General features: G+C 62.6%; 25 protein-coding genes. 10 read left to right on the top strand and 15 right to left on the bottom strand.

The window, feature by feature from the left end:
• The first annotated feature begins 37 nt into the window (after positions 1-37).
• Entirely contained in the window at positions 38-1,144 is a 1,107-nt protein-coding gene (locus tag BMI91_RS05080) for an AAA family ATPase (RefSeq protein WP_158522101.1), read from the top strand.
• A gap of 38 nt (positions 1,145-1,182) precedes the next feature.
• Positions 1,183-1,989, top strand: coding sequence for a metallophosphoesterase (locus tag BMI91_RS05075; RefSeq protein ID WP_078604162.1), 807 nt, complete (start codon positions 1,183-1,185; stop codon positions 1,987-1,989).
• 209 nt (positions 1,990-2,198) lie between these two features.
• On the opposite strand, the gene BMI91_RS05070 is transcribed toward BMI91_RS05075, so the two are convergent.
• Both BMI91_RS05070 and BMI91_RS05065 read right to left on the bottom strand, forming a co-directional pair.
• On the bottom strand, positions 2,199-2,663 hold the full coding sequence (locus BMI91_RS05070) for an MAPEG family protein (protein WP_078604471.1): 465 nt from the start codon (positions 2,661-2,663) through the stop codon (positions 2,199-2,201).
• Positions 2,664-2,720: 57 nt separating this feature from the next.
• Positions 2,721-3,056 (bottom strand): YegP family protein, encoded by a 336-nt coding sequence (locus tag BMI91_RS05065; RefSeq protein ID WP_078545629.1) that lies wholly within the window; start codon positions 3,054-3,056, stop codon positions 2,721-2,723.
• A gap of 193 nt (positions 3,057-3,249) precedes the next feature.
• On the opposite strand from BMI91_RS05065, the gene BMI91_RS05060 reads away from it, so the two are divergent.
• Positions 3,250-3,780 (top strand): universal stress protein, encoded by a 531-nt coding sequence (locus BMI91_RS05060; RefSeq protein WP_078604161.1) that lies wholly within the window; start codon positions 3,250-3,252, stop codon positions 3,778-3,780.
• Between the two features lie 203 nt (positions 3,781-3,983).
• On the opposite strand, the gene BMI91_RS05055 is transcribed toward BMI91_RS05060, so the two are convergent.
• The 9 genes from BMI91_RS05055 to BMI91_RS05015 form a co-directional block, all read right to left on the bottom strand.
• Entirely contained in the window at positions 3,984-7,193 is a 3,210-nt protein-coding gene (locus BMI91_RS05055) for an autotransporter domain-containing protein (RefSeq protein WP_158522100.1), read from the bottom strand.
• Positions 7,194-7,567: 374 nt separating this feature from the next.
• Positions 7,568-8,452 (bottom strand): DMT family transporter, encoded by an 885-nt coding sequence (locus BMI91_RS05050; RefSeq protein ID WP_078604159.1) that lies wholly within the window; start codon positions 8,450-8,452, stop codon positions 7,568-7,570.
• Positions 8,453-8,580: 128 nt separating this feature from the next.
• A complete protein-coding gene (locus BMI91_RS05045) occupies positions 8,581-9,045 on the bottom strand; it encodes a GNAT family N-acetyltransferase (RefSeq protein ID WP_078604158.1) in 465 nt (154 codons plus the stop codon).
• Between the two features lie 59 nt (positions 9,046-9,104).
• Positions 9,105-9,602: an anthrone oxygenase family protein gene (locus BMI91_RS05040; RefSeq protein ID WP_078604157.1), complete on the bottom strand. Its 498-nt coding sequence runs from the start codon at positions 9,600-9,602 to the stop codon at positions 9,105-9,107.
• A 154-nt stretch (positions 9,603-9,756) separates the two neighbouring features.
• Complete coding sequence (locus tag BMI91_RS05035) at positions 9,757-10,185, bottom strand: DUF4345 domain-containing protein (protein WP_078604156.1); 429 nt, start codon at positions 10,183-10,185, stop codon at positions 9,757-9,759.
• A gap of 25 nt (positions 10,186-10,210) precedes the next feature.
• Complete coding sequence (locus BMI91_RS05030; RefSeq protein ID WP_078604155.1) at positions 10,211-11,038, bottom strand: NAD(P)H-binding protein; 828 nt, start codon at positions 11,036-11,038, stop codon at positions 10,211-10,213.
• 108 nt (positions 11,039-11,146) lie between these two features.
• A complete protein-coding gene (locus tag BMI91_RS05025; RefSeq protein WP_078604154.1) occupies positions 11,147-12,151 on the bottom strand; it encodes an AraC family transcriptional regulator in 1,005 nt (334 codons plus the stop codon).
• Between the two features lie 258 nt (positions 12,152-12,409).
• On the bottom strand, positions 12,410-13,324 hold the full coding sequence (locus BMI91_RS05020; RefSeq protein ID WP_093476934.1) for an AraC family transcriptional regulator: 915 nt from the start codon (positions 13,322-13,324) through the stop codon (positions 12,410-12,412).
• Between the two features lie 57 nt (positions 13,325-13,381).
• Positions 13,382-14,335 carry an alpha/beta hydrolase gene (locus BMI91_RS05015; protein ID WP_208607945.1) on the bottom strand — a complete coding sequence of 318 codons (954 nt, stop codon included), beginning with the start codon at positions 14,333-14,335 and terminating at the stop codon, positions 13,382-13,384.
• Positions 14,336-14,716: 381 nt separating this feature from the next.
• Between BMI91_RS05015 and BMI91_RS05010 the strand changes: the two genes are divergently transcribed.
• From BMI91_RS05010 to BMI91_RS04995, 4 genes are all read left to right on the top strand, one after another.
• A complete protein-coding gene (locus tag BMI91_RS05010) occupies positions 14,717-15,190 on the top strand; it encodes an autoinducer binding domain-containing protein (protein ID WP_158522098.1) in 474 nt (157 codons plus the stop codon).
• Positions 15,191-15,676: 486 nt separating this feature from the next.
• Positions 15,677-16,087 (top strand): FMN-binding protein, encoded by a 411-nt coding sequence (locus BMI91_RS05005; protein ID WP_158522096.1) that lies wholly within the window; start codon positions 15,677-15,679, stop codon positions 16,085-16,087.
• Positions 16,088-16,094: 7 nt separating this feature from the next.
• Positions 16,095-16,841 carry an FAD:protein FMN transferase gene (locus BMI91_RS05000; protein WP_078604152.1) on the top strand — a complete coding sequence of 249 codons (747 nt, stop codon included), beginning with the start codon at positions 16,095-16,097 and terminating at the stop codon, positions 16,839-16,841.
• Positions 16,838-18,364: a ferredoxin--NADP reductase gene (locus BMI91_RS04995; RefSeq protein ID WP_078604151.1), complete on the top strand. Its 1,527-nt coding sequence runs from the start codon at positions 16,838-16,840 to the stop codon at positions 18,362-18,364. Before BMI91_RS05000 ends, BMI91_RS04995 begins: the two co-directional genes overlap by 4 nt.
• Before the next feature lie 132 nt (positions 18,365-18,496).
• Here BMI91_RS04995 and BMI91_RS04990 read toward each other — a convergent pair whose 3' ends face one another.
• A complete protein-coding gene (locus BMI91_RS04990) occupies positions 18,497-19,306 on the bottom strand; it encodes a M90 family metallopeptidase (protein ID WP_078604150.1) in 810 nt (269 codons plus the stop codon).
• A gap of 381 nt (positions 19,307-19,687) precedes the next feature.
• Between BMI91_RS04990 and BMI91_RS04985 the strand changes: the two genes are divergently transcribed.
• The 3 genes from BMI91_RS04985 (at position 19,688) to BMI91_RS04975 (ending at position 21,294) form a co-directional block, all read left to right on the top strand.
• The gene (locus BMI91_RS04985; protein WP_078519961.1) at positions 19,688-19,945 is read left to right on the top strand and encodes a YjhX family toxin; all 258 of its coding nucleotides are present in this window, start codon (positions 19,688-19,690) and stop codon (positions 19,943-19,945) included.
• Positions 19,946-20,152: 207 nt separating this feature from the next.
• Positions 20,153-20,341: a hypothetical protein gene (locus tag BMI91_RS04980; protein WP_078599710.1), complete on the top strand. Its 189-nt coding sequence runs from the start codon at positions 20,153-20,155 to the stop codon at positions 20,339-20,341.
• A complete protein-coding gene (locus BMI91_RS04975) occupies positions 20,338-21,294 on the top strand; it encodes an NAD(P)-dependent alcohol dehydrogenase (RefSeq protein ID WP_078604149.1) in 957 nt (318 codons plus the stop codon). The genes BMI91_RS04980 and BMI91_RS04975 overlap by 4 nt, the downstream gene beginning before the upstream one ends.
• Before the next feature lie 16 nt (positions 21,295-21,310).
• On the opposite strand, the gene BMI91_RS04970 is transcribed toward BMI91_RS04975, so the two are convergent.
• From BMI91_RS04970 to BMI91_RS04960, 3 genes are all read right to left on the bottom strand, one after another.
• On the bottom strand, positions 21,311-22,282 hold the full coding sequence (locus tag BMI91_RS04970) for an NAD(P)-dependent alcohol dehydrogenase (protein WP_244176550.1): 972 nt from the start codon (positions 22,280-22,282) through the stop codon (positions 21,311-21,313).
• Between the two features lie 76 nt (positions 22,283-22,358).
• A complete protein-coding gene (locus tag BMI91_RS04965; RefSeq protein ID WP_078604148.1) occupies positions 22,359-23,699 on the bottom strand; it encodes an ATP-binding protein in 1,341 nt (446 codons plus the stop codon).
• Positions 23,696-24,355 carry a response regulator transcription factor gene (locus tag BMI91_RS04960; protein ID WP_078604147.1) on the bottom strand — a complete coding sequence of 220 codons (660 nt, stop codon included), beginning with the start codon at positions 24,353-24,355 and terminating at the stop codon, positions 23,696-23,698. The genes BMI91_RS04965 and BMI91_RS04960 overlap by 4 nt, the downstream gene beginning before the upstream one ends.
• Between the last annotated feature and the right edge of the window lie 32 nt (positions 24,356-24,387).

The raw sequence follows: 24,387 nt of genomic DNA, 5'->3' as shown, positions 1-24,387 counted from the left end.
ATTTCAATCAGGTCATTTTCAAGCGATGGTGGTCGCCATGACGCAGAAGCGCGTTCAAGTTCTCCATAAAAAGCCCCTTTCAGCAAGCCTGGCCCGGTCGACGGTCACGGGCAAAACAAATACCGCTTTCGTAAAGCGGTGGGGTCGCATGTTCCCGAGCGACGAGTCTCGAGATGATTGCGGTGACATTTTCGACGGTCCGTCGAAAGAGTGGCGTGAGCGAAATAAGCGTGAAAATCATCGGATTTTTCGCGCTGTAGAGCGACTTGTCGATCAGAAATTCAGGAGCACTTTCGAGGTCGACAAGAATATCAGCGACACGTCCGTCAAACGGATGCATCACCTTTATACGCTTGGCGCTAGACTTGCGGGGCCGGAAGCCGCGGAGTCCGTTTATGATCTCGCGGCGGTGTTGCATGCGCAGGCGCCTTGGCTTGCAGAGGTGTCGACCTCGATCATGAACCAGGGGCTCGCGCATATTGTGGCTGGAGGCGTCGGGTTGCGCTTCGACCCGATGATCCTCGTCGGATCGCCAGGATGCGGGAAGACCCATTTCGCGCGGCTTGTTGCTGAATTTGCGCGCACGCCGCGCGCAATCATCGACGTGGGGGCCGGGGGTGCCGGGTTCCGGATCGCAGGCGTTGAACATGGCTGGTCCTCTGCCAGGTCAGGAGTCCCGGTCGAGTTGATCTCGGAAACCGCGGTTGCGAACCCGGTGATCGTTGTAGACGAGGTCTGCAAGGCGGGCGGCGCCATGCACTCTGCAGACAGGTCGGCAACGTCTCTGACAACATCGCTGCTACAGGTCCTTGAGCGGTCGAGCGCAGAGCACTTCGTCTGCCCGTTCTTGCGCACGCGCTTCGACCTTAGCCATGTGAACTGGATCCTGACCGCTAATTACGAGCACCAGATTCCCGCGCCGCTTCTCGACCGGTGTCAGGTGTTTCGTGTCGATGTGAGCAAGCCTGAGCACCTCGTGGCGTTCTTCAACCGTGCGGCCGGAGACGATGCCGAGCCGGGAGAGCTGGAACGCGTGGGCGCATTCATCGAGGAGATGTGCGATGCCGGGCGTCCTCCGAGCCTGCGGCAGATCGGGCGTCTTGCGAAAACTCTGCGCGCAACCAGACGCGACATGTTGATGTGATTGCCGCCAATTTCATCGGGAAGCGAGGAGCGGAAAGAATGACGAAAGCTCTGATCGTGGCGGATCTTCACTTGGATATGTGGTCAGAAGCCGGTCGAGATGCGCTTGCGGATCTCGATTTCCGCAAAGTGGACCTGATGATTGTCGCCGGGGATCTCACGAACAAGCCGAAGGTCAGATGGAAGCAGGCGTTCGAGAGGATCGGGCAGCAGGTCGATCTCGAGCGCGTGTATGTCGTGCCTGGAAACCACGACTATTATCATCACGCGCTTGACGGTGATGACCGGCTCGAGCAGATCGCGCGCGACGCTGGGGCAAACTTCGCGCAGAAGCGAGAGATCATCCTAGGGAGCAAGCGATACCTTTGCTGCACGCTCTGGACGGACTTCCAAAAGGGACCTGGAACTCTCGAGAGTCGGGATCATGATGCCCGGGCGAAGATGAACGATTACCGCTACATTCGCGTGGCGTCAGCCGCATACAGAAAGGCTCGGTCGGCGGATACGATCGCGAAACACCGCGAGCATCTCTCATGGCTGCGCTCAAAGCTGGCCGAGGGTTTTGATGGGGAAACCGCGGTGGTTACCCATCACGCGCCGACCTTTGATGTTCTCCCAGGAGGACAGAAGCTCAGCTGGTGTTATGCGAGTGACCTGACGGATCTCATTCACGAATATCAGCCAGCCGAGTGGTATTTCGGGCATACGCATCACCGAACTGAGCTCCTTGTCGGGAAGACGCGGGTCGTGAATGTTTCGATCGGATATCCGATGCAGAACATGGGTGGCGCTGTCGAAGGTAAGAAGCCTCGGGTCCGACTGTATCCGAAGGGGCGTCGAGTGTGAGTTCAGCTTTTTCGTGGGAAAGAATGGGGCTGGCGGTTTGATGCCTATGCCGTTGAAGCTGCGGTTGCGGCGGTAACGCTGGTCGCTGTGACTACGGAGCGCATGCGTCTAGACCAGCGAGCCGGCCGTCCCGGCGTCTAGACCGGCGAGCCGACCGTCCCGGCGCCTAGCTGTGCTGAAAGGCGCGGGCCCCTCCCTTTTGCTCGGGCCTACGCAATCGCCACCCAGAGAACATGAACGGCCATGTAGATCACGACCAAAGAACCGATCGTGTAGAAGGTCGCCCGGACTTCGTGGGTTTGGCGCGTGGCATAAGCCAAGAAATGCGCAAGCCGTGTGGCAACGAACCCATACATCAGAGCCTGCGCGAGCCAAAGTGCGGGGTCGACCATGACGAACAGGAAACCCGCGACCCAGAAGGCTGGAATGTTCTCCAGGTCGTTTCGATGCATGCGCCGAGACCGATCAACATAGTCGTTGATCTCAAGCTGCGCCGGGTCGGGCGCCTTATTGAGAAGGCCAGTTTGAACGTCCTCCGGGCTCGCAAGCCCGGAGTTGGTTTTCTGCATCCGGTAGACCGTCATCCAGCCCTGGCCCATCACTTTGAGCACCATCAGAGCGGCTGAAATCACGTAAGTCGCAAAGACCGGATTTTCCAAGCTCAGTAGGGCCATCGCATCCTCCATGGACCGCTCATTCGGGGCGCGTCACGCCGACGGAACGGCGCCTCTTCAAGCTGTCAGATCGTCGAGCTTGGCATCTGGTGCATTATTTTTCACCGATGTGATGCCATTCTCGCGGGCGGCTTCGCTGCTATAGGCTTCGCTGGTCCCGATAACCTGGCCGTTGGTGGCCTTGAGGTTGAACATCGGTTTGCCCGACGTCGTGGCCTTGCGCTCATAGCGCTCGTCCTGCGGCGCGTTCTTGCGCACGGATGCGATGCCCTGTTCGGCGCTTGCCTTTTGCTTATAACCCTCGCTGGCAAGGATGGTCTCACCGTTCCCGGCTTTCAGTCGAAAGCGGTATTCGCCCGCCTTGTCCTTATAGAGTTCGAATTTTCCAGCCACCTGTCTGTATCCTTTTGAAAACTGCTTACGCGATCAATTTGAAGCGAGCAGTCCTTCGTTGGCAATGCCTTTCGGATGCCCCCAATCGCCCACACGGCCAGATTGCAGGGCCATTCGTTCGGCGTTGAGCGCAATCAATGTCGCGATGCGCTATCGCTGTGATGCTGAAGCGTGAGCACCGAGGGAGTATGACATGGTCAACAAAATTCTCATCGCAACCGACGGTTCGGACGCGTCAAATCGCGCGGTGGAGCTCGGAGCGGATATCGCCGCGCGCTTCAGCGTGCCGGTCGTGCTGCTCCATGTTCTTTTGCGCGATCACCTCTCGGAGGGGCTGCGGCACATGGCCGAAGTGGAATACGAACCCGCGGAGGGTGGTCGGACCCTCTTCGAAGCGGTTTCGGCGCTGCCCCATGCCCGCTTCCCCCTCGCAGATCTCATACCGAGGAACGCCCGGACCGAGGACGAGTTGCTGCGCGCCGTGGCAAAGCGCATCCTCGACGTCGCCGAACGCACGTTGCAAGATAATGGCGTGGAGCGCGTGGAAAGTCTGACCGCGGATGGCGATGCCGCCCGCCGGATCGTTGAAGCTGCCGAGGACACCGGCGCAGATATGATCGTGATGGGCGCGCGGGGGCTATCGGACCTCAAGGCGCTGATTGTTGGAAGCGTTTCTCAAAAGGTCCAGCATCTGTCTCCCGTGACCGTCGTGAGCGTCCGCTGATCTCGAGACTTGACCCGAGCGGAGGCAGCGGCCCTGATGGGCGTCCGAGCAGAGCTACTATCGCGGGCGTAATCGTCAACTGCTGATTATGCGCTCTGACCCATGCCCATGGGCCGACATCAAAATCAGCCCATGGTTGTCGTGTTTCGAGGTCGCAAAAGTTCAGAGGACTTTCTGATTTTGTGCCGATCTGAGCTTCTAGGTCAGAAGGAGATATGCATCGACGCTCTCACTTGTTGGCTATGTGCGGAGGCGAGGTCGGAAGTGAACTGATAGCCCAGCTCGAAGTCCATGTTCTGATCGACCGTGCCGCGCAGCGACAGCCCGAGGGTCAGGGCATCCTGCGATTGCGTGTCCCCGGCCAAGGAGTAATCCATCGTTCCGAGATCGGCGTAACCGAGAGTTTGCGTGAAGCCACCATTGAAAGCATGCCGGTATTCCAGCTGCGCGCCGGGTGTCAGGGTCCCCCAGTCGCGACGCATGTCATATTCGGCCGTGATCCCGATGACGCTCGAAGCTGTCGTGTTTTCGAGCTTTCCGTAGTCTAGCGCCCAAACCGACGAGCCGGTTTCCGAGTAGCTGTCCAGCGACAGTTTCACCACGTCGAGGCGGCCATAGCTCGACGTGCTCCATCGTCCCAATTGCCCGAGTTGCGATAGGCCGAGCGAGCCGAAGAGCATATGGCCGCCGCGCTCGCCCGAAAGCATCACGCCGCCGTCGGTCGAGTAACGGTTTTCCCGGAAGTCCAGCTTGCCATAACCGCCTGTCGCATCGAGGAAGAGATCGGGCTTCATCTGCCATGTGGCGTAGAGCGAGACGGTTTTCGCCCGCGAGCGCGACTTGCTTCCATCCGGCCCGAAGGTCGTCCGGTTATACCCGAACCCAAGCGCGGCCCCCGCGGCCATGTCGCTGCCGAAGACCCGGTCGACCCCGAGCGTGATCCCTTGCGTCGAGAGCTTGTTGGTATAGCCGCCATCGACCTGATCCCTGCCGAAATCGAGCGTGCCTGTCGCCCAAATGCGGTAGGGCAGATCAGAGCCGTTCTGAGCGGGCTGCAAAGCGCGGGAGACGAGATCGATGACCTGCTCCGGCTCCGAGGAGCTCTCCGAATTGGTGGCGGCCGGATCGAGCAGGTAGTTCGTGCTCGGCGTGGTCGCCCCTTGGGCTGCCGACGCCTCCGGCGCACCGCCTGTCCCCGCAAAGGCTTGGGATGTCGTTCCCCAACCGGTGCGGTTCCCGCCCGAGCGCAGCATGCCATGAAGCGTGTCGAGACGCCGATGCGTGTTGTCGATCTGGGTTTGCGCGAAACGATGCGATGTCGAAACCTGCGAGACGATCATGCTCCGCACGGTCGGATCGAGCTCAGGGGCAGGGCGACCGTTGACGGCCAGAGGCTGTGCCGCCGAGCTTGCGGGCGCATTGGCGGCATCCCCGGAGTAATCCGCGGTGATCGAATGCGAACCCGTCGAGAGCGTGCGCGTGGTATAGCTCGCCGTCGAGCCGGATAGCGCGACCGTCGCAATCGCGGTGCCACCGTCGCGGAAGATGATGTTGCCGGTCGGCGAGGCACCGCTCGTCACACTCGCCGTCATCGTGACCGGAACGCCTTGCAGTGCGCTGCTCGACGAAAGGGTCAGCGATACTCCGGTCGCGGCTTTCGAGACGGTAAAGCCCGCGTAGCTTTGCTGATCGGTATTCCCCGCGCCATCCTTCACCTGCACCGTGAAATCATAGGACCCGGCCGTTGTCGGCGTTCCGCTCAGGACACCACCACTGCTCAGGCTGATATTGGACGGAAGGGTGCCCGAGGCGATCGAGAACGTGTAAGGCGCGTTGCCGCTCGTGGCGGTGATCGTCTGGTTGTAGGGCGTGCCGACCATTGCGCCGGGCAGGCTCGTGGTGGAGATCACCGGCGCGGCAGCCGTCACGTTGAACGCGTAGTTTTGCGTTCCGGTATAGGGTCCCGTGCCGGTCGAGCTGTCAGTGGCGGTGATGGAAAAGTTGAAGCTGCCATAGCCCGTCGGCGTTCCGGAAAGCACGCCGCCTGACGAGAGGGTCATGCCAGTGGGCAAGGTGCCAGAAACGGAATAGGTGTAGGGGGAGGTGCCGCCACTCGCTGTGATCGTCTGGCTGTATGCCGTATTCTGCGCCGCATCGGGCAAGGTCGTTGGCGCCACGGAGATCGTCGGTTGGTTTACGGTCAGCGTGTAGGTTTTCGTGGCGCTCGCCGGTGATCCTGTGCCGGTGCTGCTATCGATTGCCTTCACTGTGAAGGAAAAAGTGCCGCCCGCAGTCGGTGTGCCCTTGAGGGTCCCGGAGGTCGTGAGGTTCACCCCCGCAGGTAGGGATCCCGATTGAACTGTAAACGTGTAGGGTGCGATGCCGCCACCGGCCTTGATCACCTGACTATAGGGGCTCCCCACCGTCGCATTGGTAAGAGAGGCTGGCGAGGTAATGCTTATCGTCGCTGAGGCGATCGTCAGCGTGAAGGACTTCGTCACCTTGAAGGGTCCGTTCCCGGTGCTGGAATCGGTGCCTGCGACAGTTAATTGGAAAGTGCCGCTGACCGTGGGTGTGCCGGAAATCGTGATGGATGTGCTGTTGAAGGCTGTGACGCTAAGACCAGCGGGGATGCCGAGGATCGAATAGCCGATATAGGGGGCCGTGCCACCCGAGAAGGTGAAGGTCTGGCTGTAGCTCTGTCCGACGGTTGCGCTGAACGACCCGCTGGCGGCGATGCTCAGGGTGGGATTGCTCACGGTGATCGAGGCGGTCGCCGCGTTCGAAGTTCCGGTGGAATTGGTGCCGGTATAGGAAAAGCTGTCCGCCCCGGCATAGCCGGCGGTGGGCGTGTAGGTGATCGAGGTCCCGCTGACGCTGGTCGTCCCGTGGGAGGGCTGCGAGGTCACCGCAACCGATGTCGGGGTGCCGCCGCCGGAAAAGTCGAGCGGAATGCTGTTTGCGCTGCTGCCATAGGCAACCGTCTGCGAGACCGCACCGGCCACCGGGGCTGCGGGCCCCGAGCCGTTGTAGGCCACGGTGATAATGCCGCCGTTATAGGTTGCCGTATCGAGCCCATTGACCGTGACGATCGGGATGATCTCCAAATTCGACGTGTCGCTCGACGTCGTTACATAGCGCGCCGTGCAGGTGACCGTTGCGTTCGTCTGGTTCGTGCCTGCCGGGCAAATTGTCTGAACCGAGCCGGCGGGAAACGCCTGAAAGGTGATCGAAGCGGAATTGTAGGCGTAAGAGTCCGTGTTGAAGGTGACGCTCAGATCGATGGTCTGGCCCGCGCCGGAGAAGGTCGTCGGAGATGCGGTCGGCGTGCCCACGAAGGTGACGGCGGCGGCGGCCTGCCCGAAGAAGATCAACGCCGTTGCGATCCCGAGGGCACGCAGCGCCGTGCGCATTTTTTGATCCAAGCGGCTGGCTGGATTGTCGCTCTGAGTGGATTTGGAGGTTGCCGTAGCGGCAGGTTCACGACATGCGACAAGACGCGCGAACAGGCGCGCAAGCTTGTTGAAAGCTTCCATTTGAAATTGTCCCCGTTTGGCCCCCACAGGCCTGAATTTATTGATTTTCGGCGCGTTGACGTAACGTGCGTCTCATCCCTGTTTTCAATCAGGTGGATAAGTTCGTGGCTGTCAAATCACTAACGTTATTATCACCGATACGTGATACGGGCATTTCTCGCCAAGGCGGTATCTTCCCGGTCGGATCGCAGGGTTTCGCTGCGGTTAGCCCGGATGGCCCGATATCCTCTTTCTCGGTGACAAAACTCGCTTCAGTCGCTGGCCTGTTTATGCTCGCGGAAGATCGTGAAAACGCCGCTCGCGATGATGATCGCCGCGCCCACGACCGTCATCGCATCGGGGCTCTCACGCCAGATGAGCCAGCCAAAGAGCGTCGCCCAGAGCAAACCGGTGTAGTCCAGAGGCGCCACGACGACCGCAGGCGCGAAACGGAAGGCCTGCGTGATCATCGTCATCCCGGCGGTACCGAATATCGCGAGCCCCGCGAAAAGCCAGAGATCCTCGGACCGCACCGGCACCCAGACGAATGGCACGATCAGCGCACTCAGCAGCGCGCCTGCGCCCGTCAGATAAACAAGCAACGTCCACACGCTCTCGCGGCTGTCCACCCAACGGGCACTGAGCATCAGCAGGGCATAGACAAGTGCCGTCGCGACTGGCAGCAGTGACACCAGCTGAAACGTCGCGCCGCCCGGGCGGATGATCACGAGAACCCCGAGAAACCCGACCAGCACGGCGAGCCAGCGCCGCCAACCGACCTCTTCCCCGAGGAAAGCGGCTGAAATCACGGTGATGAAGAAGGGGGCGACGAAGATAAGCGCGGTCGCCTCTGCCAGACCGAGATGGATGAAGCTGGTGAAGAACATCATTGCGGCCCCAACCCAGAGCGCACCGCGCAGCAAATGCGCAAGCGGCCGGTGCGACCGCAAGGCTTTGGGGCCACCGAAGAGCAGCGCGATCACGATGGTGGCCGGCAGGGCGATCACGTTGCGCAGGAATAGGATCTGCAGGGGGGAATAGCCGGCGGTCAGTGCTTTCGCGAAGGCGTCATTGGCGCTCAGACAGGCCACGCCCACGCACATCAGGAAGATGCCCTGCGTGTAAGGTCTCGGCGCGTTGGAAACCGCAGAGCTCATCGTTGCCTCCCTGATTGGACCAGCCCTACGAGGAGGGGTCAAACGAGCCAGACCTACACTGTCGGAGGGAGCGCGGAAAGCGCGACATGGTTCTTTGGAGTTCGCCTGCGAGATTAGTCGCCCCTTTCTCAGAGCTTCAGCTTGTATCCGACATGGGTCGGTTCAAATCCCAAACGGTCATAGAAGCGATGCGCGTCCGGACGGGCCTTGTCCGTGGTGAGCTGAACCAGCGAACACCCGCGCGCCCGGCATTCGCTGATCGCCCGGGCAAACATCGCTTCCCCAAGCTTGCCGCCCCGATAATCGCGCGCGATCCGCACCGCCTCGATCTGTCCGCGCCAGGCGCCCTGTCTGGCGAGGCCGGGCAGGAAGCTGAGCTGCAATGTTCCGACGACCGCTCCCTTGCGCTCGGCAACGACCAGCAGCTGGTTCGGGTCGCTTTCGATTGCGGAAAAGGCCGCGCGGTAGGGCTCTGGCAGGGGCGCGCGCAAATCCTCGCGCATGGCCCCCAGCGGATCGTCAGCGAGCATCTCGACGATCACGAGCAGATCGGTCTCGCGAGCCGGGCGAATGGTCAGAGGTATATCGATCATGGTCTTGTCCTCTCTAATGCGCGGCAGATCCGAGCGCGTCGGCTCCAGCCCGAACCCCGTCACACCTGTCCGGCCACCGTGACGGTCGCGCCGAGGTAGCCGATCGAGGCGGCCAGTGCGGCCACCCAGCGCAGATGGTTCCGGCGGGTCCAGTCGCGCGTGTAACTGGCCCAATAGGCATATGCGTCGGGGCTCTGGTGCTCCATGCGGTCAAGACGCTGATTCATCGGCACGTTCTTGCGGGCGGTGACCGCCACGACGCCGAGGATGTAGAACCCGGCGGCCGCGGCGAGCCAGAGCGCCACGTCAGGTCCCGCAAGGTATATCCCGACGACCGCGAGCAGGATCGAGACGAAGGCCAGCCCGAGCAGGAGCGTGGCGAATAGCGATCGATAGACCTCACGGTTTATCATCTGCATCGCTTCGATCCCGGCTGCGGGTTCGGCCCGTCCAAGCGCGCGCATCACGAAATCGGAGAAGGAGAGAAACACACCTGCGACGAGGCCCGTGGCAAGCGTTGCGGCGACGAGGCTGATTTCGAAGAGTTGTTGTATCATCGGGGTGTCTCCTTTTGGAGCGTTCGGTTGGAGGTGCCGGCGGCGCTGTGAATGTGGCAGCGAGCGATGAAAATCAGCCTTTTGGATGCCCTGCACGGCAGACTTTCCCGGTCATATCGATCACGCCCGGAAGGGCCCCACCGCCGCGGCAGGTTCAGCGCGCGGGCTGCGCCGCCGAGAGGCCGGGTGCCCGCTGCCAAAGGCGGCGGCGGAACGCGGCGAGGCAGAGCGCGGCAAGGATCAGTTCCACGACGAGGGCACCGATCACCTTGCCCGAGGGCATCCCGTCCGCGATCAGTCCGACCAGCCGTCCGACCGGAAAGGCGATGAAGACCGTCAGGGCCGCAGCCATGGAGACGGGCAGGGCTGCCTGCCGCCAGATGCCGAGGAGCATCAGAAGACCGAACCCCGCGAGACCTGCGCCGGGTGCGCGCAGTTCGCTCAGCAGATTGGCGTCGTCGCCCAACGTGATGCCGTAGGTGGCGTAGAAGGCGTGCGGCACGAACAGGATGGACGCGCCGATGGTGAGCGCGGTGATGCCGGAGAGGCCGAGCGCGATCTTCTCGAACAGGGTGGGTCTCATGTCACGTTCCTTTCGTGGGGCGGTATCAGGCAGCGCTTGTCCAGGCGCCGGTGCGGGCAGCGGCCCGGGCGAAATCTGCAAAGTCGCGGGGCGCACGGCCGAGCGCGCGCATAACGCCGTCCGCGGTGTGGGCGTTGCGCCCGTCCAGCGTTTCGCGCGCGATGGCCGTGAAGACGTCGGCGACGAAATCGCCGCCAGCCTGCGCGACGGCCTCGTGGAATGCCTCGAAGCTGATCGGGATGTGCCGGATCTCGCGCCCGGTGGCCCGCGATAGCTCGCCCGCCATGTCGGCAAATGTCATCAGCCGCGGTCCCGTCAGCTCGTAGAGTTCGCCCTTATGGCCGTCTTCGGTCAGCGCGGCGACGACGACCTCGGCAATGTCGTCGATGTCGATGATGGGCTCGACGACATCGCCGCCGGGCATCGGAAGAACGCCGGAGAGGACCGGGTCGCGAAGGTAGCCCTCGGAGAAGTTCTGCGCGAACCAGGCGGCCCGGACGATCGTGAAGTCGATGCCGGACTTGCGCACCACCTCTTCGCCCAGCCGGGCGTGGTGTTCGCCGCGACCGGAGAGCAGCACGAGGTGTTCGACGCCAACGTCGCGGGCCGTCTCGCAGAGGGACTCCAGCTTTTCCACCGCTCCGGGGAAAGCAAGGTCAGGAAAGTAGGTGACGTAGGCTGCGCGCGCCCCGCGCAGGGCTGGTGCCCAGGTTTCGGGGGCGTCCCAATCGAAGGGCGTTGCAGAACTGCGCGAGCCGCGGCGCACGGGAAGGCCCCGCGCCTCGAGGCGGTTGGCGACACGGCGGCCGGTCTTGCCGGTTGCGCCGATGACGAGAATCTCCCGGTCTTGCATGGGCTGTCTCCCTGGCTTCGGTTTCGATAACCAAGGGATAAGCGCGGGGAGGCTGCGCGGTCTTGACCGGTGAGGCCAGCCTTTTGACCGCCGTCGCCAACGCGCCCGTCAGCGGTGGGTCATATCCTTGCGGTAGCTCGCCGGCGTCGTGCCGACCCAGCGCTTGAACGCGCGGGTAAAGGCGCTCTGCTCGGAGAAGCCGGTGAGGAACGCGATCTCGGCCAGGGAATGGCTCTCGTCGCGCAAAAGCCCTTCGGCAAGGTCGCGGCGGGTTTCTTCGGTGAGGCTCTGAAAGTTCACCCCATGCTCGGAGAGGCGCCGGTGAAAGGACCGCGCACTGAGCCCGAGACTACGAGCGATCTCGGCCATCTTGGGTGCGCCCTCGCTGAGGGCTTGGGCGATTGCGGTTTTCGCCTGCGAGACGAGCGCGGGCTCTTGCGTGATCTCGGCCATTTCCGCGTCGAGATGCTTTGTTAGATATTTCGAAATACCCTCGTCGCCGAGAATATTGGGCCGGGCCAGCGTCTCGTTGTCATAGAAGATCGCGTCGAGATCGGCCCCGAAGCGCACCGGACAGCCGAACCAGTCCTCGTGTGCGGTAATCGAGCGCGGAGCGGGATGCCGGACAAGCACCTCCACGGGTGCGAGGGGCACTGGTGCGACCTGCCTTGCGATGGACACGGCGCTCGCAAGGGTCGCCTCGTTCGACAGTCGCATCCCGAGGCGCCGCTCGCCTTCACGGTGCAGGATGAAGAGGGTGCCCCCGGCCTCCGGCCGCAGCTCGTATTCGACGACGCTGGTCCAGAGGCGCGCATAGCGTTCAACCCGCGCGTAGGACGCTCGGAGCGTCGTTGCGGCCTTGAAGGCCAGTCCAAGCGCACCGTATTCATCAAGCCGCATCGAGGCGCCCGTGCGCAGCGGAAGATCCGTCACGTCGATCTGATCGGCAATTTCCTCGAGCATGTCGTAATAACGCTCGGCGGAAACCATCCGCCCGGCGTTCCAGGGATCGTCAGGAGCAATCCCGACGCTGGCCAGCATCGCGGCAGCGTCAACGCCACCGCCCGCTGCGGCGACGATCTTGCGTGCGAAGAGAGACGTCACATACCCCATGCCCCGTATCCTACGGTGCGCGTGGTGAGCCGCCAAGCTCACGTTGGCCCCGAGCGCGCGGCGGGCAGGGTGGCCTCTTTTCGCCGGCCCTTCCATCCAAAATGAGAGTGCGGAAGAAAGATCCCGGCCCAATCCGGACCTTCGTTGCTGAAGCTGATGTCGCGACGCGGCTTCGCCTGAGACGACATTCCCGCCTGTGGCTTTGAAGCTCGAATTCATGCAGCGCAAGACGCCCCACCTTGGAGAGACGTGAGCGTCTTATATCGCTACATCGAGCCGCAGCTGGTCGATATCCTTCTTGGGAGGATTTCCGAACAGCCGGGAGTATTCCCGGCTGAACTGCGAGGGGCTTTCATAGCCAACTTGGAAGGCCGCGCTGGCTGCATCGAGATGGTCGTTGAGCATCAATTGGCGCGCCTCGTTCAGACGGAGCCATTTCTGGTATTTGAGCGGGCTCATCGTGGTGAGCTCGCGGAAATGCTGGTGAAAGGTCGAGGCGCTCATCTGTGCGCGGGCCGCGAGGTCGTCCACCCGGAGGGGTTCGGCATAGTTGAGCTTTATCCAGTTGAGCAGGGCGAGAATGCGTTGGTTCGGGCTACCGGCGGCGACGAAGGACCACAGGCGGTCTCCCTGATCGCTGCGCAGGAGCCGGAAGTGGATTTCCTGCCGGATCAGTGGCGCAAGAACGGGGAGGGCCTCGGGGTCGTCCAGAAGCGCCACGAGCCGCTCCAGCGGGGCGAGAAGGTCAGAGGTCATGGTGCCCACCGCGACACTGCTGCGCTCCTTTGCGTGAGAGGGCGGTGGCGTCACGTTGCGCGCGACCATCTCGGCCAGCATCCGCTGATCGAGCTTCAGGACCAGCCCGAGGCAGGGCCGTTCTTCGCTCGCCTCGATGATCTGCGTCTGCCCGGGGATTTCCAGCGAAGTGATCAGAAAGCCGGACGGGTCGTATCGATGCGGTGCGCCGCCCACGAACATCTGTTTGGCCCCTTGCGCCACGACCAGAAGCGCGGGTTCGACCAGGCAGACATCCGGCTCGGTCGGGCGCGTGCGCCGGAAGAAGCTCAGATCGGGGAGAGGGGTCGAGACATCTTCCGAACCCTCGGCCCATTTCGCGATCATCGCGGCGAGGGCTTCGTGCGAATGTCCATATCGGATGGTCTGCTCATTCATCGGCATCATGCCCCGTCTGCAGGTCGGAGCCGCCCGCAGGCAACACCGAGCGTTTTATCACAGGTTCTCGGTGAAGAAGCTGGTGAATTTGTCGAAGGGGATCTTGTCGACCTGATCGTAGAGATCGGTGTGGTTCGCATCTTCGACGATGAACAGCTCTTTCGGTTCGGCCGCGGCGGCGTAAGCCGTCTCGCTAAAATAGAGCGAATGCGCCTTGTCGCCGTGAACGAACAGGCTCGGACGCGGCGAAATCTCGTCGATATAGGTCAGGAGCGGCATGTTCATGAACGACAGGGGCGTCGTCAGCGTCCAGGACGCGTTCGAGTTGACCGACCGGGGGTGGAAGCCGCGCTCTTCGGACTTGTAGTAGCCGGCGTATTCCACGACGAATTGCGGCTCGCCGCCCTGAAGTTCGAGCGAGACCGGGCCATAGGCCGGAGCGCCGTTTTCCGCGTCGACCCAGCGCTGCTGACCGAGCGCCTCGAGAGTTTCCGCGCGCTGCTCGGGCGTGTTGCTGTCGAAGTAGCCTTTGGCCATCATGCGGCTGATGTCATACATCGTGGTGACCGCCACGGCCTTGACCCGCTTGTCCACCGCGGCTGCGTTCAGGCCCATACCGCCGAAGCCGCAAATCCCGAGGATGCCGATGCGCTCGCGATCGACCGACGCCAGCAGGCCGAGATAGTCGACCGCGGCGCTGAAATCCTCGGTGTTGATGTCGGGCGAGGCGACATTGCGCGGGCTGCCGCCGCTTTCCCCGGTGAAGGACGGGTCGAATGCCAGGGTCACGAAGCCACGCTCGGCGAGCGTCTGCGCGTGGAAGCCGGAGGATTGCTCTTTCACGGCGCCGAACGGGCCGCTGATCGCGATTGCGGCGAAGGGGCCGTCGCCCTTGGGAGCGTAGAGATCGCCCGCCAGCGTGATGCCGTAGCGGTTGGTGAAGGTGACCTTGCTGTGGTCGACCTTGTCGCTTTTCGGGAAGGTTTTGTCCCAGTCTTGCGTGAGTTCCATCATGTGTCCTTTCGAGATCGACGCGCCAATCTGCGTAGCGGCGTTGCACTCGAAATAAGTCCCGAAGGCCGGAGACAGGTATATCATTCCGGGGGTATTCTTGCCTGATCCTCCGAAAGCGCACATTCTTTCGCTTCTCTGGTTGCGAGGTGTCGTTTCAGGATGCCGGTCTCATCGGAACGGCGCTATCGCGCTTTCTCCCCAAAGGCACTCTCGACCCGAAAACTCCCGCTGCGGATGGTCCAGAGTCCTCAGGCACAGCACGGGTTTCATCGGTCTCAGCTTGTTTCCCGAATTTACAAATCGAAGTTTTCAAGAAACTGCCCTAAATACGCCAAAAGCATCGGCGAAGAGTTGCAAGATGTGGTCAGGAGGCGAGACATGGATAATCTGCATAAGATCGAGGACCTATTGCAACGTCTGAACCGGGTCTGCGATTGGACATTCGCGTTGGGCCTGCATGTTCGCTTTGCTAGTCCGACCCTTAGCTATCTCACCTACCCAAAAGAGTGGGTCGATTACTACACTGAAAAAGAGCTCGTTTTTGTGGATCCGACCGTCCGCTGGGCGATCTCCAATCAGGGCATTTGTGACTGGGAAGATCTCGCCGACGGTGACCAGAGTGACGTGTTCGGCGCCGCCGCGCGTTTCGGATTGCGCTTCGGAAAAGTCATTGCGCTTGGGGAGCTGGACCGCTCGCTCGGCTTCTTTGCCCATCCGTCTCGTCCGATCACGCAGGAGGAGATCGAGCAGGCTCAAACATTGATGCAGGAGCTTCACGATGTGACCCGCGATGCGCTGGACATGTCCGAGGAGGAGCTTGAGAAATTGCGTCAAATTATCGTGCCAGCGTAGCTGGTCGTTTGAAGGCCGGGCGCAATACGGTCGGGGCGCGTCGCCCGTCTCGAGCCCGGCGCGGCTATCGTTCTCGTGTCGGTCTGGGCCAGGCAGCGAACGAACCGTCCGCGCGTTGCCAATAGCTTCCGTGCCCGACCTCTCGTCGGCTTTCGCCCCGCATATGGGCTGACAATCCTCGCAGAGACTGCGTTCTCCCTCAGGTTGCTGTTCCGGCGGCGGTGAGGCTGACGGAGCGCAAGTGCTGGCAAGGTGAAAGATCCGCGAAGGAAAGGCGACACCTCAAGCTGATATGGGGTTGGGCGCGACTGCGTTCTTGATAGGGTCGCTCCCTTCGCTCGCAATTGCTTCACGCAAAGGGGAACGGGCGCGACTTCAATGTCGATGCGGAACACGTATCTTTATAAGTGGTCTGGGGGCAGGCGAGCGACCGTCAAATCGAAGTCACTGGGCCGGGAGCCCGCAAGGAATATCAGGAGGTCCCCAATGACGAGCAGGAAGTTTACAAGCGCACTTTCAGGCACCGTTCTCGCTGTGCTGCTCAGTTCGACCGCGGCATCGGCAGGCTTTTTCTCGAGCTTTTCGCAGCCTCGCCAAATTCCCGCGAACGCTCAATTTCAGGATGGCACTTGGACCGGGTCTCCGGTCCGCCAGTATTACGGCTATGTGCAGGTGCAAGCCCATGTGAAAAATGGGAAAATCGCCTCCATCGACATCCTGAGATCGCCGACGGATCGCAGGACGAGCCGCTATATCAACAGCAAGGCGCTGCCGATGCTCGAGCGCGAGATCGTCATGGCGCAGAATACCAACGTCTCTTACATTTCCGGCGCAACGCTCACCAGCCAGGCGTTCCTGAATTCGGCAAATGATGCGCTGCTGAAATCGCTGAAATAGTCCGGCCATGACCGTCGAGACGCGGATCATCATGGGAATGCCGATCACGCTCGACATCCCGAATTCCGAGGGCGCAGACATTCACGAAAGGGTGTTCGACGTCTTCAATGACGCGGATAAACGCTTCAGCCCCTTCCGCCCTGACAGCGAAGTTTCGCGCTTCAATTCGGGCGAGATCGATGAGCCCGCACTCAGTTCCCAGATGCGCGACGTCCTGAAGATCGCCCATGACATGCAAGAGATCACGGACGGGTATTTCGACATTCGGCGCGAGGATGGAACCATCGATCCTTCCGGTGTCGTGAAAGGATGGGCGATCCTCGGTGCGGCCCGACTGCTCGAGAGAGACGGGTTCGAGAATTTCTGCATCGACGCGGGCGGAGACATTCAAGTCGGCGGGCGCGATGCGCGCGACCGCGAGTGGTCGATCGGTATTCGCAATCCCTTCGATCCGCGCCAGATCGTCAAGGCGATCGCGCCAAGAGGGCAGGGCGTGGCGACGTCGGGCAACTACGTCCGTGGCGACCATATCTATGACCCGCATGACCGAACCAGCCGCATCGAAGGCCCCGTCAGCATCACCGTGATCGGGCATGACGTTCTCGTCGCGGACCTACACGCCACGGCGGCCTTCGCGATGGGCGACAAGGGCATCTACTACATCGAAGCCCTTGATGGCCTCGAAGCCTACCAAATCCACCAGGATGGAACGGCCGTGCAAACGACCGGTTTCAAGGAGTTTGTCTTCTCATGATGAAACTGATCAGGCGTTCGCTGAATGGCGTCACGATGTATCGATTGATGGTCTATTATCTCGGGATCCTGTTTCTGGGCGGGATTGCGGTCGGCATGATGGGTGCGGCCTTCCTCGACCCTGTCGGGCTTGTCGTGTCGCTCGTGCTCTCTGTCGCGAGCGCCTGGGTGACGAACCGGCTTTTCAGCTTTTTTCTGAAGCTGCCGACGAACGCGGAGTCCGTCTATATCACGGCCCTGATCCTCGCACTCATCATGCCGCCGGCGGATTTCGCCGATCCGATGACACTGGCCGCGATCGTGCTCGCATCGGTCGTCGCGATCGCGTCGAAATTCATCCTGACGATCGGGCACAAACACATCTTCAACCCGGTGGCGATCGGCGCCGTCGCCGCGGGGATCGGGCTCAATACCCCGGCCCTGTGGTGGGTCGGCGGCACGCCACAGCTCTTGCCTCTGGTGATCCTCGGCGGGCTGCTCGTCGTCTACAAGATCGAACGCATCGGCATGATCGCTGTCTACATCCTGTCCAACCTCGCCGCCGTTCTGGTAACGACGCCTCCGGGCATGATGGGAATGGCGCTGCAACAGACGCTCCTCTATTCGCCGCTGTTCTTTGCGGGTTTCGCGATGCTGACGGAGCCGCTGACGGCCGCGCATGGTCGCTGGTCGCGGCATGTCTACGCCGCCATTGTCGGGGTTCTGTCCTCCTCGAATATCCATATCGGGACGATGTACTTCTCCCCCGAAATGGCCTTCCTCGTGGCGAATATCTACGCCTGGGCCGCCAGCCCCAAAGGTCGGTTCAAGATGAAGCTGATCGGTGTCGAGGAGATCGCCGCGAATTGCTACGAATTCGTCTTTCAGTCGGATCGCGCCCTGAAATTCCGGGCGGGTCAGTATCTCGACTGGACGCTGGGGCTGTCGGGGTCTGACAAGCGCGGCAACCGCAGGCCCTTCACCATCGCCTCCGCGCCCGGGGCCTCAGCCGTGCGGGTCGGCGTCAAGTTCAACCCTCAGGGCAGCGCGTTCAAGCGGGGGCTTTTGCGGATGCAGGAAGGCGACACGATCTATGGCTCGCAGATCGCGGGCACATTCGTCCTGCCGCGGCAGCGCGAGAAGAAGCTTCTGTTCATCGCGGGCGGGATCGGCATTACCCCGTTTCGCAGCATGATCGCCGACCTCCTCGAGCGCGGCGAGAAACGCGATATTGTTCTGGTCTATGCGAACAGGTCAGCAGACGAGATCGCCTATCGAGAGCTTCTGACACGCGCGCGCAACGAGTTGGGGATGAAGGTGGTCTATGCGGTGTCCGGAGAACTCGGCTCCGCCATATATGACGATGTGACGCTGGTGCAGGGCCGGATGGACGAGACGAACTTGCGCGAATGCGTTCCCGATCTGGACGAACGGCGCGTCTATGTTTCCGGCGCGAGCACCATGGTCTCCGGGTTTCTGAAGATGTTGCGCAAATGTGGGGTCCGTCGCAGATGGATTCACACCGACGCCTGTGCCGGGCTGTGATGACGGCGGCCTCGTTCTGGAGTGTATGCCGCGCTGTGCTGAAAGCCTCGATGAGAGCGGGATGAGCCGGTGGATGCCGGATCTTCTGGTGCAGGCCGGAAGGTCACGGGGACGAGCCTGCGCCCCGGTCCATCAGCCCCATGTCGATGGCTCAAGCTGGAAGAGTATCGACAGCTGTTCATAGACCGCAGGTTCGGCGTGTTTCAGCTCTGCCGGTCGCTCGAAGAAGGCCTCGACAAGGACCGCGAAGAACTCCTCCGGCCCCTCGGCGCCATAGGCGTCGATCACGGTGCGCCGCCCGTGTCTGACGTGCTGAACATGACGCTCGTAGGCCTCGGCGAATGGCATTGCCCAGCCCGCGAAGCTCTGCTCTTTGCTCAGCACCGGAATGCCGTCCGTGTGACCTGAAAGATCGTCGAGTTGGTGGGCGAACTCATGCAGGACGACGTTGTGGCCGTCATGATCGTTGGAGGCGCCCCACCGGGTGTGCTTCCAAGACAGAACGACCGGGCCGCGCGCCCAGCTCTCCCCGGTCCGGATGGTTTCGCGTTCTGTCAGAACATAGCCGCTGCGCTGAGCTTGTCTGGACTTGAAGGCCCCGGGATAGATCAGGATGGTGCGAAGGTGATCGTACCAGCTGTCCGAATTCACGACGAGAAGACAGGCTTGGGCGGCGATGGAGAGCCGCATTTCCTCGGTCACTTCCAAGCCATTGCAGCCGAGGAATTCGACCTGATCCAGAAACAGGCTGATCTTGCCGTCGAGCCGGGCTTGCAGGTCGCTCGGCAGTCTTCGGATCAGCGGAACCTGTTGCTTCACGATGCGACGCTGACGCTCCGGCAGCGCGGTCGTCAGGAGTTGGGCTCGCTTGTGCCGCTTGAGCCAGAAGAACGCTCCAACGGCGCCTGCGACAATGACCATGAGGATCAGGAATATCGGCATTACCGCTGTCCAATCTGGGCTGGTGTATGTGATGGCGTAGATAGTCGCTGAGGACAATGCAACTGGCGCCGTCGTGGCCTCTCTTTCTCAGAACGCTGGGTGCCAGAGCTTTCGCGAAGGGACATGAACGCCCGCTTTTCTGCAACGCCACTCCTTTGATCGCGCAGATATGTCGCAGGGGACTTGTTGTGCTCTTTGTCCGTGCCTACCTATCCAACAGGTATGAGGCAGAGACCTCATGCGATGGAGATTTTATGCAAGAGCCCCGGGCATAAGCCCGTTCCCGATCAAGTGATGCGGGAACGCCAGAACCAAAAGAACACTCACGCGCAACGCTGAGTGCCTCTGTTTCTGCACTCTCATAAAATCGAGACCAATCCCTTGAATATCTCAAAGCACGAACAGCGTGTTTTGCATGAACTCGCCCTTGGCGGAGCAATCCACCACGAAAGAGGCGAGGGCGGCAAGATACGCGCCATCACCTGTTACACGCGCGACGGTTACGTCCTTTCGGACTGCACGCTCGACGTGTTTATGCGCCTGAGAAAACGGCGCTTCATCCGCTCGCAGAACGGCCAGCCTTATCGCGTATCGCGGCAAGGCATCAAAGCCGTGCGCGCGCAGCTCAATCAACGATGACAAACCGGGGGAGCATGATCATGCAAACGACAATCCGCTATGACGGTCGACGTGCCCATGAAAGGGATCAGGGCGCTCTACGGGCGCATCGGCGACTGGCTCGGCTGATTGTCGGTCGGGCTTGTCGGGCCGTTCGGCTTGGGTGCCGTGATCTTTGGGCGTCGCGCGCGAATCGACTAGGATTTGCATGAAGAGGGGGAGAGACCGATGGGCTTGCGACAAAAGAGAAAAGAACTGGTCGGACTGGTCGGCGCAATCGGCGTGGTGATCGCGATTGCCGGATTTGTCGGCGGCTACCTGAGCCCCGGCGCCACCATCGTCTGGACCTTGGGGGTCTGGATCGTCGGCACGATGCTGGTCCGTGTATTCACCGATCCCCCCGGGCCCGGCAAATGAAAGCCATGACCTATCACCGCTACGGCGGGGCCGAGCAGCTGCGGCTTGCGGACCTGCCGGTGCCCGAACCGGGCAAAGGCCAGCTTCGGCTCCGGGTAAGCGCCTGCGCTGTGAACCTGTCGGATTGGGAATATCTCACGGGCGCGCCGTTCTATGCGCGAATGGTCGGCGGGTACTGGCGGCCGAAGCAACCGGTGCTTGGCTCGGATGTCGTGGGGATCGTCGACAAGCTCGGTCCCGACACTCCCGGCTTCGCGATCGGCGACCGGGTCATGGGGGACGTCGTCATGACCCGCGGCGGCTTCGCCGAATATGTCTGCGTGCCCTCCGAGCTGATGGTGAAGGTGCCCGAGGGCCTGTCCGACGCGGTCGCCGCCTGTCTGCCGCAGGCGGGCGGCATCGCCGTCGCCGGAACCGAAAATGTCACGGCAGGGGACAGGCTGCTGATCAACGGGGCCGGGGGTGGTTCGGGCACCATGGCGCTGCAACTGGCGAAGCAGGCAGGGGCTTTCGTGTGTGCGGTCGACAATGGCGGCAAGGTCGACTGGCTGCGCGCGCTCGGCGCCGACGAGGTGATCGACTATCGCGCGCAGGACTTCGCCGAGACCGGGGCCACCTGGGATCGCATCCTCGACATGGTGGCGACGCGCGGGCCTCGCCGCATCGCGAAGGCGCTCGCGCCGGGTGGCATCTACCGGGCGGTCGGCGGCGAGGTGCGCGTGCTCTTGTCGCTCCTGCTCGGTGGGGCGATCTACCGGGGGCGGCACAAGTCGATCGGAATGCTGATGGTGCCCTCTGGGCGCGAACTGACCGCGCGCGTGGCGGCGCTGGCACAGGCGGGGCGGATCGCGCCGCATCTCGAGGCGGAGCTGCCGCTGGCCGAGCTGCCGGAGGCACTCGCGCGCACCGGTCATGGCGAGGTCAGGGGCAAGATCGTGATCCGCCCGTCCTGAGCCGCCCGTCCTGATCCTAGGGAATGTCGATCCTCACGATCCCGGTCTTCTGCCCGGTCTCGACATAGCGGAAGGCCTCGACGATCTCGTCCAGCCGATAGCGCCGGTCGAAGACGCCCCGGAAGCGCCCCTCGGCCATCAGCCCGGCGAGGCGTCGCACGAAGCCGGGGGCATTCTCGGGAAAGGGGAGCCGCACGCGTTTGCTGCCGGTGAGCGCGCACCAGCCGGAGAGGAAAAGGTGCGACCAGCCGGGGCCCAGATCGGTCGCCGTGAAGATGCCGTCGGGCGTCAGCAGCGGGCGGCAGGCGCGCCACGAGGTCTTGCCCACCGCGTCCATGACGAGGTCGAAGTGCTCGCCGATCGCGGTGAAATCCTCGGTCTCGTAATTCACCACCCTGTCGGCCCCGAGGCTCTGGGCCAATTCGAAGTGACGGGTTCCGACGACCGCCGTGACATGCGCCCCGCGCACCTTGGCAAGCTGAACCGCCGCCGAGCCGATGGCGCCGGAGGCACCGTAGATCAGGCAGCGGGCGCCCTCGGACAGCAGGCTGGTGGTCGCGTCGGCATACCAGGCGCCTTCGCCCACCACAGCTTCGTCGAAGGCGAGATCGCCCGGGATCCGCGCCAACGGTCCATCGGCGGGCAGGCAGAGATATTGGGCATGGGCGCCGAACCGCTCGGGCGACAGGCCGAAGACCCGGTCTCCGGGCCGGAAGGCGCTCACGCCATCGCCCAGGGCGTCGACCACGCCGGCGAAATCCATCCCGAGCGTGGGCATCTTCGGCCGCAAGAGCCCCGTCATCGCCCGCGCGAAGAAGGGATGGCCGCGCAGCGTGGCCGTATCGGTCCGGTTCACCGTTCCGGCATGCACGCGCACCCGGATTTCACCCGGTGCGGGCGCCGGGATGGGGACCTCGTCGAGCCAAAGCGTGTCAGGCGCCCCATAGCGGTCGCAAAGCACCGCAGTCATCGTTTCCGCGTCGGTCATTTTCCCAGACTATCAGCCGAACGAGGTCCGGCAAGTGACGCTGAACAAGACGGGTTTCGGAACCGCGCGCGGCTCGTCACGAGGTCGCTGCACTCAGCGGCAGCTGCAAGCTGACCTCAAGGCCAGAGTCGCGACCGCTCGGCGGCGATGTCAGCGAGAGCGAGCTTCCGATCCGCTCTGCGATGACGGCGACGATGGCGAGGCCCAATCCGCTGCCGTCATTCGTGCTGCCGGCGCGCTCGAACCGCGCGGTCAGCCGCGCGAGCGTCTCCTGCGGAATGACCGGTCCGGCATTCGTAACGGTGAAAACGCCTTTCGCAGTCAGGCGCACCGTGACCGGTTCGTCCTGCGCCCCATGCTTCAGCGCGTTCTCGATCAGGTTTCGGCACAGGATACCGAAAGCATCGGGGTCGAGATCCGAGATGACAGGCGTCTCCGGCAGCTCCAGAGCGATACGCCCGGGATCGAAGCCGCGCGCGAGGTCTTCGACGATCAGGCGGGCGGCGACGCGCAGATCCGAGCTGCGCTCAAGCCGCAAAGGCCCGCCTTCCGCGCGGGCGAGTTGCAGCAGCCGTTCCGAGAGCCGCGTGAGACGTTTCAGCGTCGCCTCGATATCGGCGGCGCGTGTCTTCGCGACAGGATCGCTGGTTTCCGCGCTCAGCCGCTGTGTCTGCGCGATGGCGCCCGCAAGGGGCGTGCGCAATTCATGCGCGGCGTTGGAGGCGAAGCTTCGCTCGGCCTCGAACCCTTCGCGCAACCGCCCCAGAAGATTGTTGAGCGTGGCGGCGACCGGAGAAATCTCGGACTGCAGGTCGTCGGTCGGAATGGGGGTGAGATCGCGAGCGTTGCGCGCCTCGAGACTGGTTCGGAACCGCCGCAGCGGCCCGAGATTGGTCCGCACCGCCAGAACGACCGCCGCGAAGGCGAGCGGGATCACGATCAGCAGAGGCAGACCAAGGCCAAGCTCTACCTCTCGCGCGACCTTCGCACGATGCGCGAGCGGTTCCGCGACGGTGATCCGGATCGTGTCCTGAAGGGCGGCATCGCTATAGAGCCGGTGGGTGGCCGTCTGGCTGAACCCCCGGCCGTCATAGGCGGGGAAGACGGACGGATCGGCCGCGTGAGACTGCAGAAGTATATGCCCCTCCGCGTCCCGCACGATATAGGTGAAGAATTCCTCGTGGTTGCGCAGCCTTGCAAGGCGCTGCGTCGTGTTGTTGCCGTCGCGGTTCACGATGTCCATGACCGCGAGGGGCAGGATCCTCTGCGCCGTTTCCTGAAGCGTGGAGTCGAAGACCTCGCTCATCTCCTTGCGCACGATCAGCGCGGTGACGGTCGCCGCCGCGATCCACATCAGCGCCAGAACGACCCCGAGCGAAAGCCCCAGACGGGCCTGAAGGCTTCTTGGCAATCTCATGCCTTGCCCAACCTGTAGCCGAGGCCGCGTTCGGTCTCGATCACATGGGCGCCGAGTTTCTTGCGCAGGCGGCTGACATGGACCTCGATCGTGTTGCTCTCCACCTCCGCATCGAAGGCGTAGAGCTTCTCTTCGAGCTGGGCTTTGGACAGCAATTGGCCGGGGCGCGATAGGAACGCCTCGAACAGGGCCCATTCGCGCGCGGTCAGCTGCACGGGCTTGCCGTCGCGCAGGATGCTGCGTGCGGCGAGGTCGATCTCGAGTCCGGCATGGGTCACGATGGGGTTCGGATTGCCGCTGTAGCGCCGCGCGACCGACCCGATGCGCGCGGAGAGCTCCGCGAGGTCGAAGGGCTTCACCAGATAGTCGTCGGCGCCCGCGTTCAGCCCCTCGATCCGGTCCGAGACCTGATCGAGCGCGGTCATGATAATCACGGGGGTCACATCGCCCCGGCTGCGCAGCGACTTCAGAAAGCCGATGCCGCGGCCGTCGGGAAGCATGAGATCGAGCAGGACAAGATCATAGCCGGTGCTGCGGACCGACGCGCCCGCCTCGTCGAGACGCGTGACCCAGTCCACCGGGTGGCCATCGCTCGCGATCTGGTCGCGCACGGCGGTGCCCAGAATAGTGTCGTCCTCGATCAGCAGGATGCGCATGTTGGTCCCATCTCTTCTCCGATGCCCAGTCT

The sequence above is a fragment of the Thioclava sediminum genome (assembly GCF_002020355.1).
In the GTDB taxonomy this organism is placed as follows: Bacteria; Pseudomonadota; Alphaproteobacteria; order Rhodobacterales; family Rhodobacteraceae; genus Thioclava; species Thioclava sediminum.
This window is presented reverse-complemented; position numbering and strand designations above follow the sequence as displayed.